15 protein-coding genes are annotated in these 18187 nt (G+C 50.2%); 11 read left to right on the forward strand and 4 right to left on the reverse strand.

Annotated features, from left to right (window positions below):
* Positions 1-169: 169 nt before the first annotated feature.
* Complete coding sequence (metH, locus tag EZV61_RS06505) at positions 170-3850, reverse strand: methionine synthase (RefSeq protein WP_205695326.1); 3681 nt, start codon at positions 3848-3850, stop codon at positions 170-172.
* An 11-nt stretch (positions 3851-3861) separates the two neighbouring features.
* Positions 3862-4821, reverse strand: a complete 960-nt coding sequence (metA, locus tag EZV61_RS06510) for a homoserine O-acetyltransferase MetA (protein WP_131414670.1) — start codon at positions 4819-4821, stop codon at positions 3862-3864.
* A 203-nt stretch (positions 4822-5024) separates the two neighbouring features.
* On the opposite strand from metA, the gene EZV61_RS06515 reads away from it, so the two are divergent.
* Both EZV61_RS06515 and EZV61_RS06520 read left to right on the forward strand, forming a co-directional pair.
* Complete coding sequence (locus EZV61_RS06515) at positions 5025-5633, forward strand: HvfX family Cu-binding RiPP maturation protein (RefSeq protein WP_114337916.1); 609 nt, start codon at positions 5025-5027, stop codon at positions 5631-5633.
* Between the two features lie 266 nt (positions 5634-5899).
* Positions 5900-6448: an NAD(P)H nitroreductase gene (locus EZV61_RS06520; protein ID WP_131414671.1), complete on the forward strand. Its 549-nt coding sequence runs from the start codon at positions 5900-5902 to the stop codon at positions 6446-6448.
* A 96-nt stretch (positions 6449-6544) separates the two neighbouring features.
* Here the strand turns inward: EZV61_RS06520 and EZV61_RS06525 are convergent, their stop codons facing one another.
* Positions 6545-7345: a hypothetical protein gene (locus EZV61_RS06525; RefSeq protein ID WP_130565914.1), complete on the reverse strand. Its 801-nt coding sequence runs from the start codon at positions 7343-7345 to the stop codon at positions 6545-6547.
* Positions 7346-7571: 226 nt separating this feature from the next.
* Here EZV61_RS06525 and EZV61_RS06530 point away from each other — a divergent pair, with 226 nt between their 5' ends.
* The 6 genes from EZV61_RS06530 (at position 7572) to EZV61_RS06555 (ending at position 13985) form a co-directional block, all read left to right on the forward strand.
* Positions 7572-9608: a S9 family peptidase gene (locus EZV61_RS06530; protein ID WP_114337919.1), complete on the forward strand. Its 2037-nt coding sequence runs from the start codon at positions 7572-7574 to the stop codon at positions 9606-9608.
* A 5-nt stretch (positions 9609-9613) separates the two neighbouring features.
* Positions 9614-10060 carry a hypothetical protein gene (locus EZV61_RS06535; RefSeq protein ID WP_131414672.1) on the forward strand — a complete coding sequence of 149 codons (447 nt, stop codon included), beginning with the start codon at positions 9614-9616 and terminating at the stop codon, positions 10058-10060.
* 35 nt (positions 10061-10095) lie between these two features.
* Complete coding sequence (locus EZV61_RS06540; RefSeq protein ID WP_114337921.1) at positions 10096-10551, forward strand: YaiI/YqxD family protein; 456 nt, start codon at positions 10096-10098, stop codon at positions 10549-10551.
* A gap of 45 nt (positions 10552-10596) precedes the next feature.
* The gene (locus tag EZV61_RS06545; protein ID WP_131414673.1) at positions 10597-11187 is read left to right on the forward strand and encodes a carboxymuconolactone decarboxylase family protein; all 591 of its coding nucleotides are present in this window, start codon (positions 10597-10599) and stop codon (positions 11185-11187) included.
* On the forward strand, positions 11187-12104 hold the full coding sequence (locus EZV61_RS06550; protein ID WP_131414674.1) for a MaoC/PaaZ C-terminal domain-containing protein: 918 nt from the start codon (positions 11187-11189) through the stop codon (positions 12102-12104). Before EZV61_RS06545 ends, EZV61_RS06550 begins: the two co-directional genes overlap by 1 nt.
* Before the next feature lie 228 nt (positions 12105-12332).
* Positions 12333-13985 (forward strand): hypothetical protein, encoded by a 1653-nt coding sequence (locus tag EZV61_RS06555; RefSeq protein WP_131414675.1) that lies wholly within the window; start codon positions 12333-12335, stop codon positions 13983-13985.
* Positions 13986-14102: 117 nt separating this feature from the next.
* Here EZV61_RS06555 and asnS read toward each other — a convergent pair whose 3' ends face one another.
* Positions 14103-15506 (reverse strand): asparagine--tRNA ligase, encoded by a 1404-nt coding sequence (gene asnS / locus EZV61_RS06560; protein ID WP_131414676.1) that lies wholly within the window; start codon positions 15504-15506, stop codon positions 14103-14105.
* 220 nt (positions 15507-15726) lie between these two features.
* Between asnS and EZV61_RS06565 the strand changes: the two genes are divergently transcribed.
* From EZV61_RS06565 to EZV61_RS06575, 3 genes are all read left to right on the forward strand, one after another.
* Positions 15727-16506, forward strand: a complete 780-nt coding sequence (locus EZV61_RS06565) for a glutamine amidotransferase-related protein (RefSeq protein WP_131414677.1) — start codon at positions 15727-15729, stop codon at positions 16504-16506.
* Between the two features lie 136 nt (positions 16507-16642).
* Positions 16643-17005 carry a hypothetical protein gene (locus EZV61_RS06570; RefSeq protein WP_114337927.1) on the forward strand — a complete coding sequence of 121 codons (363 nt, stop codon included), beginning with the start codon at positions 16643-16645 and terminating at the stop codon, positions 17003-17005.
* A gap of 92 nt (positions 17006-17097) precedes the next feature.
* Entirely contained in the window at positions 17098-17487 is a 390-nt protein-coding gene (locus EZV61_RS06575; protein ID WP_130565906.1) for a DCC1-like thiol-disulfide oxidoreductase family protein, read from the forward strand.
* The last annotated feature ends 700 nt before the right edge of the window (positions 17488-18187 follow it).

Consider the following 18187-nt stretch of genomic DNA (forward strand, 5'->3'; position numbering starts at 1 on the left):
TACCAAACTGTTATTCTGTGATACATAACTTTATTTTTTATGTTGTTTACTCACTATTCGTGACGTAACACTTATTTTGTAAAGTTATCTGACAGTTTCTGAGGCTGTATCGTGCCGAAAAAATAAAAGCCCTGTTAAATCAACAGGGCTTTCGCATTCAGTTCAAATCTTAACTAAACAGGTTGGGGGCTAACCAGCGGTCCGCAGTCTCTTTGTCCCAGCCTTTTCTCTGCATATAGTCATCCGCTTGATCTTGTTGGATCTGAGCCACAGCAAAATATTTGCTCTCAGGATGCGATATATACCAGCCTGATACGGCTGCGCCAGGCCACATGGCGAAGTTTTCTGTCAGCTTTATACCGGTGGCGTTTTCTGCGTCCAGTAGCTTCCACAGTGTCGCTTTCTCTGTGTGTTCAGGATTTGCCGGGTAGCCGGGGGCAGGGCGAATACCTTGGTATTTCTCGCGGATCAAGTCGTCATTGTTAAGGACTTCATCCGGGGCGTACCCCCAATAGACCTTGCGTACTTGCTGGTGGAGATATTCAGCAAAGGCTTCCGCCAGACGATCTGCGACGGCTTTGACCATGATCGCTTTATAGTCGTCATGCTGAGCTTCATAGAACTTGGCCAGCTCATCCTCACCGATACCAGCGGTGACTGCGAAGCCGCCGATATAGTCGGCTTTACCACTGGATTTCGGTGCTACAAAGTCAGAAACACAATAGTTGAACTGGCCCGAGCGCTTCTGTCCTTGCTGGCGCAAGTTATACAGGGTATGCACGACCTCTGTCCGTTCGTCGTTGCTGTAGACCTGAATGTCGTCACCGTCACTGTTCGCTGGGAACAGGCCCAGTACACCAGCGGCTTTAAGTGAGCCATCAGCGATCACTTGATCGATCAGCGCGTTGGCATCATCGAAGATCCGTTTGGCTTCCTGTCCCTGTTCATCTTCAGTAAAGATGCTCGGGTATTTGCCCTTCATCTGCCAGGTCATAAAGAACGGCGTCCAGTCGATATAGTCACGTAGTAGGCTGAGGTCGACCTGTTCGAGCACCGTTACTCCCAATTGCTTGGGTACGGGTGGTGTGTAGTTTTCCCAGTCTGTGGTGAATTGGTTAGCACGGGCCGCCGCCAATGACACCGACTTGGTTTGACCCTGTTTGCGGGCATGTTGCAGGCGAACGGTGTCGTACTCTTCAGCCAGGCGTTGGCTAAAGGCTGGTTTATGCTCGGCACTTAATAACTGACTGGCTACACCAACGGCGCGCGATGCATTGGAGACATAGACGACAGGTTCATCGTAGTTTTGTTCGATTTTTACCGCGGTGTGAGCTTTAGAAGTTGTGGCACCACCGATCATCAGCGGTAGGTCAAAGCCCTGGCGTTGCATCTCTTTTGCCATATGCACCATCTCATCGAGTGAGGGGGTGATCAGGCCGGAAAGACCGATAATATCGACGTTTTCATCTTTTGCTACTTGCAAGATTTTATCTGCAGGTACCATGACGCCAAGATCGATCACTTCGTAGTTGTTACACTGCAGTACCACGCCGACAATGTTTTTGCCGATGTCGTGAACATCGCCTTTTACGGTCGCCATTAAGATCTTGCCGTTGGTCTGGCCTTCATCTTTTTCTGCTTCGATATAGGGTTCTAGGTAGGCAACCGCACGTTTCATCACACGGGCGGATTTTACCACCTGTGGCAGGAACATCTTACCTTCACCAAACAGATCGCCGACCACATTCATGCCATCCATCAATGGCCCTTCAATCACGTGCAGTGGACGTTCGGCTTGTTGGCGTGCCTCTTCTGTATCTTCTTCGATAAAGTCGGTTATACCTTTAACTAGCGCATGTTCAAGACGCTTGGCAACCTCCCAGCCGCGCCACTCTGCAGCGACATCATCTTCTTTGGCGGCGCCGCTGTCGCGATACTCATCGGCGATAGCTAATAGGTTTTCAGTACCATCAGGTGTGCGGTTCAGAACCACATCTTCAACGGCATCCCTCAGCTTTGGCGGGATCTCTTCGTAGATCTCCAACTGACCAGCGTTCACGATACCCATGTCCATGCCATTTTTAATGGCGTGATACAGGAATACCGCGTGGATCGCTTCTCGTACCGGGTTGTTACCACGGAATGAGAACGAGACGTTAGATACACCACCAGAGATCATCGCATGGGGCAGGTGTTGCTTGATGTCTGCAGTGGCTTCGATAAAGTCCACGGCGTAGTTGTTATGTTCATCAATACCGGTAGCGACGGCGAAGATATTGGGATCGAAGATAATATCTTCTGGCGGGAAGCCGACTTTGTTAACCAGCACATTATAGGCGCGCTGACAGATCTCGAACTTGCGTTCGCGGGTATCTGCTTGACCCACCTCATCGAACGCCATCACGATCACTGCGGCACCATATTTGCGCAGCAATACCGCTTGTTCGATGAACTTTTCTTCACCTTCCTTCATGGAGATGGAGTTAACAACGCCTTTGCCTTGGATGCATTTCAGGCCTGCTTCCAGCACTTCCCATTTTGAAGAGTCGATCATCACAGGTACGCGGGCGATATCGGGTTCGGCAGCGATTAACTTCAGAAAGCGCTCCATACACGCTTCAGCGTCGAGCATCCCTTCATCCATATTGATATCGATGATCTGAGCGCCGTTCTCCACTTGCTGCTTGGCCACATCGAGGGCGGTTTCATACTGCTCCTCTTTGATCAGGCGTTTAAACATGGCTGAGCCGGTAACGTTGGTGCGCTCACCGACATTTACAAACAGCGTGTCTTTATCTATTACCAGCGGTTCTAGACCGGACAGCCGGCAGGCGATGTCCAGTTCGGGCAGTGGACGAGGCTCGACGCCAGCAACGGCGTCTGCCATGGCTCGGATATGTTCTGGCGTGGTACCACAGCAGCCACCGACCAGGTTCACTAAGCCAGATTCTGCCCACTCTTTGATATGTTCGGCCATCTCTGCCGGGTCAAGATCATACTCACCGAAGGCATTTGGCAAACCAGCGTTGGGGTGCACAGAGACAAAGGTCTCGGAGATCTGCGACAGATCACGCACGTATTGGCGCAGCTCTTTGGGGCCTAAGGCGCAGTTCAAGCCAAATGAGATCGGCTTAGCGTGGCGCAGAGAATGATAAAAGGCTTCAGTGGTTTGGCCTGACAAAGTACGGCCAGAGGCATCGGTGATGGTGCCGGAGATCATGATCGGCAATTCGTAACCGATCTGCTCAAACACCGTTTGTACGGCAAAAATCGCGGCTTTGGCGTTTAATGTATCGAAAACCGTTTCGATTAAGATCAGGTCCGAACCACCATCAATCAAAGCGTTTGTCGCTTCAATATAAGCCTCAACAAGCTCATCAAAGCTGGTATTGCGGAAACCGGGGTCATTCACATCCGGTGAGATAGACGCGGTACGGTTAGTTGGGCCTAAAACACCAGCAACATAGCGAGGAATACCTGTTTCCGCGGCGACATCGTCTGCCGCTTGGCGTGCCAAGCGGGCGCTCTCGCGATTGATCTCCACCACCAGAGATTCCATGTCGTAGTCGGCCATGGCGATACTGGTAGCATTAAAACTGTTGGTTTCGAGGATATCGGCACCGGCTTCTAGGTATTGCCGATGGATGTTGTAGATGAGCTCGGGCTGGGTCAGTACCAGCAGATCGTTATTGCCTTTGACATCCGATGGCCAGTCAGCGAAACGTGTACCACGATAGTCAGCTTCTTCCAGCTTTTGATTCTGGATCATGGTGCCCATACCGCCGTCAATAACGGCAATACGTTGCTTGAGTGTGGTTTCCAGTGCCTGAATACGTTCTATTCTGTTCAAACTTCTGCTTCCTATAACGATTCGGCGTGGGCTTGGCTTAATGCAACCAAAGACGCTTCGTTTAGATTAAACGGGGTGAGCTGATAAACATGGTAGTTGAGCCAGTTGGTAAATAGCAGATTACCATGGCTGCGCCAGCGCACCTTGTATGGCTGGTTTGGATCGTTATCAGCGTAATAGTTTTCCGGGACCTGCGGGTCTATCCCTGCATCAAGATCGCGGCGGTATTCATCATCAATGGTATTGGCATCATATTCTGGATGGCCAGTAACAAAAAACTGTCGGCCATCTTTCGAACCTAGCAGGTATAAACCGGCTTTTTCGGAGTCAACCAACACCTCCAGCTCAGGATGCTCATCAATCGCTTTTACTCTGACTTCGGCGTAGCGGCTGTGGGGCGCATAGAAAAATCCATCAAAGCCACGTAACAACGGGTGGTCTTTAGCCGCTTCACGCACCTGATGTTCATAAACACCAGATAATTTCTCCTCGCGCAGATGGCGTTGTAAACCATAGAAGTGGCTTAGTGCTGCGTGGGCTGCCCAGCAGAGGAAAATGGTGCTGACAACATGGCTTTTTGACCAATCCATGATGGTTTGCATCCGTTCCCAATAATGCACCTCTTCAAACGCTATCTGACCTAACGGTGCGCCAGTAATAATAAAGCCGTCGTAGCAGTTATCTTTAATCTCTTCAAAGCTGCGGTAGAAGGCATCCAAGTGCTCTTTTGGCGTGTTCTTCGACGGGCGATCATCGATGCGCAATAGTTCGACATCTATCTGCAGCGCGCTGTTTGAAAGTAAACGTAGCAGCTGAGTTTCGGTTTCGATCTTCTTCGGCATGAGATTAAGGATCAACACACGCAGTGGACGAATGTCCTGATGCTCCGCACGAGAGGCGGGCATGATGAAAATATTCTCCTGTTTGAGAATATTGGCTGCGGGGAGCTCGTCTGGAATTCGGATCGGCATGAGCTTTAACCTGTACGTCTAGCAACTGTTCAGTGACTAAAAAGGGCGTAAACCGCCCTAAATTAGAACGAGTCTAACTGAATCGGTTTTAGACGTCTAGAAGTCTTACCATCCATGCTGCTACAAATTGTTGAAATATTATCTTGGGTTTGCCTGTCTATCCTTAGTAGATAGCAAATTCAAATAGTTGAGGAAACCGAGCCATGGGCGTCAAGCAGCTTTATACACCAGTAGATAATGTCTGGAAGGGGATTTCACAAATTGATGGCCTTGCGCCCCTGTTACTCCGTCTCTATCTCGCGCCCGTGATGATCCAAGCAGGGTGGAATAAAATACAGGGCTTTGACGGCGTTGTTGAATGGTTTGGGAACAGCGAATGGGGCTTGGGTTTGCCGTTTCCTTTATTGCTGGCCAGTCTGGCTATCGCTGCAGAGTTTATAGGTGGCATTTTGCTGATCCCCGGCATTTTGGTGCGCTGGGTGTCTATCCCTCTGATGGTGACCATGCTAGTGGCGGCGTTTAGCGTACATTGGCCTAATGGTTGGCTGGCGATCGCTGATCCCAACAGTTGGTTGGCAAGTGAACAGGTGGCGGAATCCGCGCAGAAATTGGCCATCGCGAAAGAGATTCTGCAGGAACATGGCAATTACGAGTGGTTAAGTTCGAGTGGCAGCTTTGTTGTGCTTAACAACGGTATCGAGTTTGCCATTACCTATTTTGTGATGTTGCTGTCTTTGTTCTTTACCGGCGGCGGTCGCTATACCAGTGTCGATTATTGGGTACATCGTTCGGTGATGAAATCGCAGAACTAATGATTCGCATAGACAGGCGACAGCGGGTAACCGTCGGGTTGCTCGCTGTTTGAATAGAGGTCTTCATCGTTAGTAATGGCTAATGTTTGCCTGTTGTTTGTCATGGAAAATGCACAGATTTGTTAACATTATGTAAGTATTTGCAGCGAAGTGTGGGGTATCTCGTATTAATCAGCTCAACACGTTGAAAACCCTATTGCTCTCTCTAGTCTCGTTGAAAGCGATCTGGTACCTTGACCCCCTAGTTTAATGATTGGTGAATTGCCATGGATGTAATTAATCTTCTTCTTAACCGCTGTTCTCATCCGAAACTTAAAGCACCTGCACCCACAGGGCAGACTTTAGAGAACATTTTTCAGGCGGCATTGCGCGTTCCTGATCATGGTCGCTTAAAGCCGTGGCGCTTCGTTATCGTAGAGGGTGATGGTTTAGCGCGCTTAGGCCAGTTATTTGCTGATATTGCTACTGCAGCCGGCGCGCCCGAAGACAAAATCGCACGCGCGAAACAGATGCCTCTGCGTGCGCCGATGATTATTGTCGGTATTGCGTCACCAACACCCCATGCCAATGTGCCCCGTTCAGAGCAAGTCTTGTCTGCCGGTTGTGCAATGATGGCGATGCAACAAGCGGCGTTTGCGCAAGACTTTGGCGCCATGTGGCGCTCCGGTGAACTCTCTCATCACCCTGATGTGGCAAAGGCATTTTCTTTGGACACCGATGAAGAGATTGTTGGTTTCCTTTACTTAGGCACGGTAGCGCAAGAGGCTCCGGCTGCGCCTTTATTGCATAGCGACGATTTCTTCACCTATTACTGATAGTGTTCGCTGCTTAGCTTCTTTTGTAGCAAAGCGTGACATAAAAAGGCAGCCATTGGGCTGCCTTTTTATTTTGCTTTATCTGCTGAACAGCGCTTATTGCTCCGCTTTTGCCTGCCAAGCTTGCGCTTGTTGTTCATCCCTTGGGAAGTCAAATTCGCTAATGGCCTGTGGCGGAATAGGTAGCAAGTCACCGCGGTAAACCATAGCGATAATCGCAGCTAACTCTGGTTTTAGCGTGGTCGCTACATTGGCACTTTCATAATCTGTGCTGGCCACTTTAATCAGTTGCTGTTCGGTGTGCGCTAACTGTTGCATGATAATACTGCATCCTGCTGTATCCATGATGCACAACATGGTTTGCTCGTTCAGACTGGCCAAATAGGACAGGCAAGCTGGTAGGTAATTATCAATGTCGCAGCCATTTTGAAAATCTTGCAGCGCTCTTTGCTCTTCAGGGGAGTTTAACGCCGATTTATACGTGCTCATTAACTGTTCGCGGATCGCTGGATCCTGACTATCACCCACTTGCTCCATCATTGTTTGGAATTTGGCAAAGGCGCGCCAATGGGCCATGGTTGCCAAAAGCTGTTCCGCCTGAGGGTCGGTTTGTGCGTAGGGACGCAGTGTCGCAGTGATCAAGTTAATCCGTTGCTCGTTATGCCCCCGATCTACCAGTTCAGCGTAAGCCGCGCCATGGTCTAGATAACCGGTAAGCAGTAGCAACTCATCATCGTACTCTTTCAGATGTTGATATTTGATCTCGCCTGCAGCAGGTGAGGCGATCAGTTGCCAATTGGGCATGGGGAGTTCGACTGCATTTTCAGCCATCAAGGGTAAGGCCGTGATGAAGCCGAGTGATGCAACGACGATACGAAACTGGGTAATAAAAGACATTGAGACTCTCATCGGGAAAATCAGGTTCGCTCAGTGTACCATCGACTATCAATTGGTATAACTGTCTGATTAGTCACATGGCGGAACATTTTTTTCCATGTTGGCTTGCTACTATTTTGCTCGAGAGCCGTTTAACGAGTGGCGTCTTGGCCAATCAGCTTTTATCTTGCAGTAATGCGCGACTAAGCGCGGAACAGTTGCTGTTAATCACTGACAGGGGAAGATAATGATTAAAATAATTGGGTTACTTCTGGTGTTTTGTTGGACTTCGCTGGCCCAGGCCGCGCCATTAACATTGGAAGACCTAAGCAAAGTTCAACGGGTAGTTGAACAGGCGGCATCACCGGCGGGGAAAGAGATCGCTTATGTGCTGCAGGTACCGCGAACCGTCTATAAAGATGATGATGGCAAACCCTATTACCACCTTTATATGACCGATGAAGCGGGGGTAAAGCGTCCCTTTATTACCGGCAAAGTGGTGGTCAAACGGCTGAAATGGTCAGCGGATGGTAAAACCCTCTATTTTCTCGCCAAACGCGGCGAGCAAAAATTTGTTTCCCTCTGGTCTATTCCTGTCGACGGTGGCGAGGCCCAGCCGCTGTATGAGCACAGCCGCAATATCAGTGAGTATGATATTTCACCTGACGGGCAGACGATCCTATTTGTCGGGCGAGAGAAGAAACCGGGCAGTGATAAAAAGCTGAAAACCAAAGGCTTTAAGGCGCAGGTCTATGAGGAAGAACGCGAATTAGCGCGCCTGTGGAAGCTGGACCTGAACCAGGAAAAGCTCGAAGCGAGCATGATTGAGCGTCAGGACAATGTGCTGTTTGCCAAGTTCAGCCCTGATGGTAGCCGCTGGTTACTCAAAGTGTCACCCAATTCATCGATCGACGATATCTACATGAAGAGCACCCTTAAGATCACTGATGATCAGGGCAAGCTGTTAGCGGCTATTGTGCACGAAGGCAAAATGGGTACGGCTGAGTGGTCTCCATCTGGCGAGCACCTGTTGTTTATTGGCTCTGAAAGCATTCATGATCCCGCCGATGGTCGTTTGTATCTCGCTGATGTGAAAGGCGGCAAGCCAGTAGAGTTGTTGCCTGACTATATGGGGCATGTCAAAGCAATTGGCTGGCTCACCGATAAGCAGGCGCTCTATGTGGGTCATGAAGGGGTGGAATCGACACTGGGCATGGTCAATATCGATAGCCAACGTCAAAGTACGCTTATTCCTACTGGGAAAGCGATATTCCACCGCTTTTCTGTCAATGGTGATGGCCAGATCGCGCTGATTGGTGACACACCGGTTCATCCCAATGAGCTTTACCTGAAAGCCGATGTCGCTTCTGATGTGGCACGACTGACCCAGAGCAATCCGTGGCTGGAAGAGGCGGAACTGGCCGAGCAAAAAGCCTTTACCTATAACGCCCGTGATGGTTTGCCATTGGGCGGTGTGCTGGTGTTGCCGCTGAACTATCAGGAAGGTGAACGCTACCCATTGATCATGTTTGTTCACGGTGGCCCTGAAGCACATATCTCTAATGGCTGGGTGAACCGATATTCGAATCCTGCACAGGTCGCCGCAGCCAAAGGGTATGTCAGTTTCTTCCCTAACTATCGTGGCAGCACGGGCAAAGGCGTGAAATTCTCCATGCTTGGGCAGAACGATTACGCCGGTAAAGAATTTGATGATCTGGTTGATGCCAAGAAAGCGTTGGTTGCAGCAGGCTTAGTCGACAACGATAAAGCGGGCATTACCGGTGGCAGTTATGGCGGCTATGCCTCGGCATGGGGTGCTACGGCACAATCTGAGCATTTTGCTGCCAGCGTGATGTTTGTTGGTGTGTCGGATCTGATCTCCAAGTTTGGTACCACAGATATTCCAAACGAGATGTATCTGGTACATGCCCGCAGCTGGCCGTGGGAACATTGGCAAGACATGCTGGAGCGTAGCCCGGTATATCACGCGCAAAAACACCGGACACCGCTGCTTATCATGCATGGTAAAGACGACCCTCGTGTCCATCCATCGCAGTCATTAGAGCTGTATCGGTATTTGAAAACCCTCAATAAAGCGCCTGTGCGGCTTGTCTGGTATCCGGGCGAAGGCCACGGCAATCGTAAAGCGGCTGCACAGTATGATTACAGCCTGCGCTTAATGCGTTGGATGGATTTTTATCTGCAAGGCGAGGGCGACGGTAAAGCGATCCCACCTCATGAGCTGCCCCATGCTGAAAGCCTAGATCAGGAGAATAGTAAGTGAGCCTAATGGCTAGCTTAAAGGCCGCCGCGAGCCTTGTGCTCGCGGCGATGCTGACCGGTTGCTGTTTAATCTCTGCATTTCCCGGTGGAGCAGGCGCCTGTGCGCGTGATGATTGGCAAGATCTCGTGGAAGATGGTCATTATGAGGAGGCGTTTTCCCAGCTTGATAGAGGCGCTATCGTGCATACCAACCTCTATAGCAACATGTTGGCCTACGACATTTTGAACGTGGTGGTGCATCGCGATGCGGTGAAACAGGATGAGCTATTGTGCTCTCCCGTGCTAGCTAAGTATCCCAATTCGTTTTCCTGGACGATGCAGAGCTGTAAGTTACTACAAAGCTATCTGGTAAACGGCACGTTGGATCAGGAAATATTGCCAGTGTTAGAGCGTAGTTTTTCCAGAGACGATCAGTACGATTGGTGGTTGCCCGTATTAAAAAGCTTAGGCTGATGCCACTGGCATTGCTGTAAAAAAGGACAGATAAGATGCAGATCTGGGTGGATGCCGATGCGTGTCCCAAAGTGATTAAAGAGATCCTATATCGGGCGGCAGAGCGGGTAGAACTGCCGCTGATTTTGGTCAGTAATCAATACCTGCCTACGCCACCGTCGCGCTTTATTCGCTCAGTGCAGGTTGAAAGTGGTTTTGATGTGGCAGACAACTACATTGTTGCGCAGCTGGATGAAGGGGACCTGGTGATCACCGCTGATATCCCGCTAGCGGCCGAAGTGATTGAAGCCAAGGCTCACGCCATTAATCCCCGCGGCGAGCGCTACACCGTCAACAACATTCGTCAACGTCTGAATATGCGTGATTTCATGGATCAGATCCGCAGCAGTGGCGTACACACGGGTGGGCCACCGCCGATGAACCAGGCGGATCGACAACAGTTTGCCAACGCCTTAGACAGCCTACTGCGCCAGATCATGCCAAAGCAGTAGTGCTACTCAGTTTATCTAGTAAACAATAACAACAAGGGAATACCGATGCCGTTTGTTCAGCCTTTGGCGCAATATGCCAATCCCGAAGTGAAAGCCCTCGCCGAGTTTTTTAATGAAACACTGGGTTTTTGTCCCAACAGCGTACTGACCATGCAGCATCGGCCTGCCATTGCCAAAGCTTTCATTCAGCTGAACATGGCGGTGATGGAAAACCAAGGCCGCGTTACCAGTGCGCTCAAACGGCTTATCGCGTATGTCTCCAGTCATGCCACGGGTTGTCGTTATTGTCAGGCGCATACTATTCGTGCCGCAGAGCGTTATGGCGCAGACGATGCGCAGTTGCAACATATTTGGGAATACCGAACTCACCCCGCATTTAACGAGGCGGAACGCGCCGCGCTGGACTTAACCATCGCGGCATCAGCGGTACCTAATGCCGTTGATGAGGCCATTCAACAGCGTATGCACGAACACTGGGACGAAGGTGAGATCGTCGAGATCATGGGCGTTATTGCGCTGTTTGGTTATCTCAATCGTTGGAATGACAGTATGGCGACTACGCTGGAAGAGGGCGCAGTCATGTCCGGTGAACAACTGCTGGCGACCGACGGTTGGAGCAAAGGGAAGCATATTTGATGGCTACACCTGCGACAGGTAGTGCGGTGACGGTTCCAGCCACCTTGCTGTTTGAACAAGGCACCATGTTATCGACCTTGGCGCGTATCGCCTTCCGTGCCATGCGCCCCGATAGCTGGCCAGCGGAAAATCCGCCGCAGTGGCCGGTCGTCGAACGTATTTTGCCGCCCCCGAGTCAGCGTCTGGTTAATCATTACTGCCGCTGGTGTGGTGCCGATCCAGCCCGCTATGCTGACGACCTGCCGCCCCATCTGTTTACCCAATTTGCGCTGCCAGTGACGGCGGAACAGCTCAAACTGAGCCGTTACCCGTTGCATAAAGTGATCAATCGCGGCTGCAGTGTAAAAGTGTTTGACCAGCTCCCCCGTAACGTCGCCATTATCGTCCGCTCCGAAGTGATAGAGGTGAACGATGATGGTCAGCGTGCCAGTTTAAGGTTTCGCTTGACCATTGGCAGTATGGAGCAGCCGAAAGCGGTGGAAGCGGAAATAGAAACGCTGTTTTTGTTAACTAAGCCCGACAAAAAGAAAAAGTCCTCTGTCACCGATAGTACGGCGGCACCTAACTATCGCAGTGCCGGGCAGTGGCGTGCTGCCAGTAATGACGGCTGGCAATTCGGCCTGCTGACCGGTGATCTTAATCCTATCCACTGGTTAACCCCGCTGGCTGAGAAATCGCCGTTTAAAGGCAAAGTGCTCCATGGCTTCGGCAGCTTCGTGCGCAGTTACGAACAGCTGCAAAACCATCACCAGCAAGCTATCCGTGAAATGTCGGTGCGGTTTAATCGACCGGTGCCGCTGCCGAGCGATGCGCTGACTGTTGAATATATTGCAGAGCCAAGCGCAGCAGAGTGCCAGTTTCGATTAATGGATAAAGAGGGAACAGCGCTGCTGAGCGGGCATTATTGTTTGCTTTAATGTCGCTAAAGAAAGCGCTAAAAATGCTGCCATTAAAACGTTTATCGATTCAACCGTACGGGACCAACTGACAACCATGCTAAAGGTAAGCGAATAGTGAAATTAAGCTATATATCAGATGATTATTATCCTCGGGTCTATTCTTTTAATTACCCCAGCTTGTCAATGTATCTAGGGATGCCGCGGGCTTACCTCTCTCATGATAAATTGCTGTCGCTAATAGGAGTAGTGTTACCCCCTTTAAACTGTGATTACACTGTACGGAACAGAGAAAGTGGTGCAGAGATTATTGACTTCAGCACCGGGGCAGTCCAGTACCCGTCACCTGTGGATGCACGCTTTTTTCATGTCACCTCCAACGTTTATGTTGGCAGCGAAGATAACAATGGCCATTGTCAAATCTACGCTTTAGACGGCCGTTTGCTACGGCAGTTTAGTCACAGTGCTTTTCCGTTAATGCAATCCAGTTACGGCATCCTCTGTCAAGGGGAAAAGAACAATGAAGATAACCTGGCGCTTTATGACAATGAGATGAGCGAGACGCCGATTTTCGTATGGCCGTTGGTGTTAGGTTTTGGTTACGATTTAAGGGCTTTGCCGCATGAAGAGTTAGTGTTGGTGAAGCTTCGCGATAACTCTTACACCATACTGAACCTCAAAACCGGCGCTCACCATGCATTGGATCCCTCGTTAAAACTCACAGACATTGCTGTGCATGACCAGGGTATTGTTGGCGTGAATGACAAGCAGATCTTTAAGTTTGATTTCACCGGCGAATTGATCGAAAGCATTCCATTGCCTGCCGATGGCGGTGGGTCAGTGTACGTTAAGGGTGAGGTGTTATATTTTTGTAAAACAGCGCCTCGCGACTACTTCAGTGGCGAGAAACCAAAAGTGAATATTTCGGCTTACGACTTCGCCACCATGGCGCGGATCGGTTGGTTGCAGTTACCCAAAGCTAGCTGCGCCGGGGACTGGGCCAATTTTGACGGTGAGCTCGCCATCAAGCTTAGTTGTTGGGGGGATAATGACATCGTTGAACATTGTTGGTTATTGACGCTTAGCAATGATGATTGGGTGAATGGCACCGCGACCCCTGAATTTGAATCCTGGCATATCGATTTTCAGCAACAGATGATCGCTAAAAATCGCTCTGAATATGTGGTCACGCCACCTAACGATCTTTCTTTTGCAACGTTACTGCGGCAAATCGATGTCGCGAGCTGGAAAGTATGCGGTGTGGCGGCAAAAACCTCAGGCAAAGATAATTGGGATAAAACCTTTACCGGAAAAATCATCTGGGATCTCTCGGCGCTGGACCTGACAGAAGAACAGTGCCAGTTGTTGACCCATACCGCGGAGAAAACCGCCGAAAGTTTGCGTAGTGAAGTTTACGCGCCGGTGAAAAGAGCGGAAATCACCATTGAGTGCTGTTTTGAAGCCGATGAAAACGCTGCGGCTGATAGCCCAGCTGTTGCAGCAGAAAAACCGCTGCTTGAGCGTGTCTGTGACCTTCGTGCTATGCCTACTTTGAAACGCGTTCCGTCCAACCGCAAAGGCAACATCACTTTTGATCTGCTCACCGATGAGGGTGGCCTGGAAGACCGCATTGAAGACTTGATGGCATTAGCGGGCGATGCGTTGGACTTTACCGATCTTGAAATTGTTTATGCCGACAATGAAGAAAGCCAGGATCTGATCCGCTTTGAAACGCGCAAGCATCAACATCAATGGCGCATTGACCTTGACCCTTACACCGTGAGCGACAACCTGCTGGCAGCTATCCAGCAGCTAATTGCCGAGGAAACCAAAGGCGAGTTGGTGGTAGGGAATGCTCCCGATGGTTGGATACGTGCAGCTTATAATGCCACGAAGAAGTGAGCGTAAGGCGATGAAACATGCCTCCTGCGCAGTTTCATCAAGTCACTCATCGCTAAAACTATCAGCCAACAAAAAGGGCGCCAATCGGCGCCCTTCGTTTTTATTGTTTTTTAACGCTTAGTATTCAGCGTTACGCGGTGAGCGTGGGAAGGCGATCACGTCACGGACATTACCCATGCCGGTGACATAAGCGACCAAGCGCTCAAAGCCTAAACCGAAGCCAGCGTGAGGTACGGTGCCGTAGCGGCGCAGATCGCGATACCAGCTGTAATCGGCGGGATCTTGGTCTTCCATCTCAGCGATACGGGCGTCGAGTACGTCAAGGCGCTCTTCACGCTGTGCGCCACCGATGATCTCACCGATACCCGGTGCCAATACGTCCATCGCCGCAACGGTCTTGCCGTCGTCATTTAGGCGCATGTAGAAGGCTTTAATATCTTTCGGGTAGTTCTTAACGATCACTGGTGCATCAAAGTGTTCTTCGGCCAGATAGCGTTCGTGCTCTGATGACATATCGATGCCCCAAGAGACTGGGTATTCGAACTTCTTACCGCACTTCTCCAGGATCTCGATGGCGTCGGTGTAATCGATCTGTACGAAATCAGCGTCAGCCAACTTCTGTAAACGCTCAATCGTGCCTTTGCTGATGCGCTGGTCAAAGAAGGCTAAGTCGTCAGCGCGTTCTGCCAATACTGCTTTGAAGACATACTTGAGCATATCTTCTGCCAGCTTGGCGGCGTCATCTAAGTCGGCAAAAGCCACTTCCGGCTCTACCATCCAGAATTCAGCTAAGTGACGGCTGGTGTTTGAGTTCTCTGCGCGGAACGTTGGGCCAAAGGTATATACCTTCGACATGGCACAGGCGTAAGTTTCTGCGTTGAGCTGACCCGATACGGTTAAAAAGGCTTCTTTACCGAAGAAGTCTTTGTCGTAATCAACCGCGCCTTTGTCTGTGCGTGGCAGGTTTTCCATGTCCAGCGTAGATACGCGGAACATCTCACCGGCACCTTCACAGTCAGAGGCGGTAATGATCGGCGTAGCGATCCAGTTGTAACCCTGTTCGTGGAAGAAGCGATGGATCGCTTGTGACAAACAGCTACGTACGCGGGTGACAGCACCCATCACGTTAGTGCGCGGACGCAGATGCGCATGCTCGCGCAGGTATTCGATGGTGTGGCGTTTGGCTGCCATCGGATAGGTGTCTGGATCTTCAACCCAGCCCATTACCTCAACGGCGGTGGCATTGAGCTCAAAATCCTGCCCCTTGGCGGGTGACTCAACCACTTCTCCGGTAATGGCAACACTGCAGCCGGTAGTGAGCTTGAGTACTTCGTTCTCGTAATTGTCCAAATTATTGGGCACGACCGCCTGCAAGGTATCGAAGCATGAGCCATCATGCAGTGCGATAAATGAGATACCGGCTTTGGAGTCACGGCGGGTGCGTACCCAACCTTTAACTACGACTTCCGAGCCTACGGAAAATTTGCCTTTGAGGACTTCAACGAGTGACGCGTGCGCCATTGAACAGGTACTCCAGATTAGTCAGCTTTAGTCTGCAATTATTTGCGAACGCTCTATGTTACCCAGCCATGATCACAACACAAGCTTAATTAGCGTTGATCTGTTGATCAGGAATGGTTTTATCTGGCTGATGTGGTGCTAAATGGCATCACGGATCGGCTTGCCCCGACGTTCTCAGCGGCGTAACTTGGCTTTATTCGAGACCAAATGAAGAACCCTTATGGCTGCGACAGCGTGTTTATCCCGCGAACTACGACTCTGTATTCTGGATGCCGATCACCTCTATCCGCAACTGCTTCCCAGCTATCACAGCTATGGTGCGATGTTTGATGGGTTACTCAGTCGCGCGGCAGCGTCACTGAAGATAGCTGTGCAGATCAGTATTTTTGATGTGCGCAGCGAACAGTACCCCAAATCTTTGGATGACTATGATGGTTTTCTGATTACCGGTAGCAAAGCCGATGCGTTCGCTGATGATGCTTGGATTGTGCGGTTACGAGCGTTCGCGTCGCAGTTGGTCAGTGAGAAGCGGCCAACAGTGGGGATCTGTTTTGGCCATCAACTGCTGGCCTTGGTGATTGGTGGCCAGGTGGGGCGTGCAGACAAAGGCTGGGGAGTCGGGTTGATGACGTATCAATGCGCTGCCGCCGAGGCTTGGCCACAACCGTTACAACAAGGACTTGCCCGCTTAGCCACGCCACAATTGCAGTTGCTGGCTAGTCATCGCGATCAGGTTAAATACTTGCCTGCAGATGCGGTTCCACTGGCGGGTAATGAGTTTTGTCCAATCGCCGCCTTTAGCGTGGGGGAGCACCTGTTGTGCTTTCAGGGCCATCCGGAGTTCAGCGCCGACTATCTGCTGGCCTTAATGACGCTGCGCCGAGAGATGGTGGGTGAAGTCAATTTTTGTAAGGCGGTTGCCGCGCAGCATCAAGCCCATCAGGGTGAGCTAGTCGGCCAATGGTTGCTGGCATTTTTGGCGGCTTCTTGGTCAAAATAGGCAGTGTTAGTGCCTTGGTTAGCAAAAAATTTTTAACTTTGCCGGATAGGTCATCGTATCTAAGGTCTAACACCATGTAAGATACCGCGATTTTAAAATTTAGGTGTTCGTAGTTTTTGTGCAGCAGAACCACAAAATGACCGAAGAAAGAAGAAAAGGCCCAGACATTTGGGCACGTATGGTGGGATGGGTGTCACTGGCCGGGTGGCTCACCTTCATTGGCGTATTGGTGTTAGTGCAATACGCCAAGCCAGAGATGAATAGCGGCCTGGTACGTTACCATCAGATCGATATACGCACTGAATGGTTGCCACGCCTCAGCGATCTGATCTTTATGCTGCTGTGGGCGTGTTGCGGGCTTAGCATTATCTCTATGCTGTTTAATAAACGGCGGATGCGCCGGAAGACCGATACCAACCTATTTAACCTTATCTTATTGGGTTTGCTCTCCATCGTTGGCGTGTTACTGATGTTTCCTGTGGTGGTTAACGGCAACTAACGGTGATCTTATCGTCGCGCAAAGCTGTTTAACGGGTGTGAACTTCATGGTCAGTCACTGATCTTATTCTGGCTCAATCAGGGTTGCATGGTGTGGAAAAGTCTGCCGCAAAAGTATTGCTAATCTACGATGGTGAATGCCCCGTTTGTCGACGCTACGCGCAAGCAGTTCGAGTGTCGCAACAATTTGGTGGCCTGGAAACTCTCTCCGCCCGTGAACCCGACCCCCGTGTTGGCGAGATAATTGCGCAGGGCTATGATCTTGATGAAGGCATGGTGGTGCAGCTGGAAGGTGTTAATTATCACGGTGCCGATGCGCTTAACGTGATGGCGATGATCAGCACGCAAAAAGGCTGGTTTAACCGCTTCAACTTCTTTCTATTTAAATCCCCTAAACTCGCCAAGCTTTGCTACCCCATGATGCGCGCAGGACGCAACCTGCTGTTGCGATTGTTAGGAGTGAAGAAGCTCGCTGATAGCTGATGCCTCTGATTTTGAACACTTTTGTGATGCCATTCGTTAAAACCTAGCGACCAGTCCGTTATGATAAAAATTGAATAATGAAAAGTGGCATGGGCGAGATCTATCTGATTTTGGGTGATAGGTAGACATGGCCCTCTTATCCAGATAGATGGTCTGTGTATACCTATCTAGCGTTATGTGGCTCTGCCATAAATAAATTCGAAATGGTTTTAAAGTTGGTACAGCTTCGGAAAGTTCTTTTTAGATATGGGTGGTAGGAAGTCTGTAAATTCCGCGGCGGCATTTTTTGCCTAAGCTATACCACTGTTAAAGATTGTGATTCATTCTATAAGCCTGCCAAACTAGGTTGGTGTTCATAGGCGATCACAGAGAATTATTGTGGAAGAAGTGGCCTAGTTCATTCAGTCTGTTCTTCTTTGTTTAAACAGGTTTGTTTGTGTGGCAGGTTTGTCGTACTTCCACTTCTTGCAAAGTGTAGCTTCACTAGCGTTCCGCAAAGTGCTGGTAGGTTGTAAGTCGAATCGAGTCACATAACCAAGCTATCTTAGGGACGCCTTTTACGTCGCTTGTTTTTGTGCTTGAATAGCACAAAACCAATCCACTCCAAAGTCGCCCCAAATAGCGGCGCTGGAGGATCCCCTCATAAATCCCCCAGTCCAGCGGTGTGAACCAGCCTTAAAAATTCATTCATAGCCCAGCG

Source organism: Corallincola luteus (assembly GCF_004336975.1).
Taxonomy (GTDB): Bacteria; Pseudomonadota; Gammaproteobacteria; order Enterobacterales; family Neiellaceae; genus Corallincola; species Corallincola holothuriorum.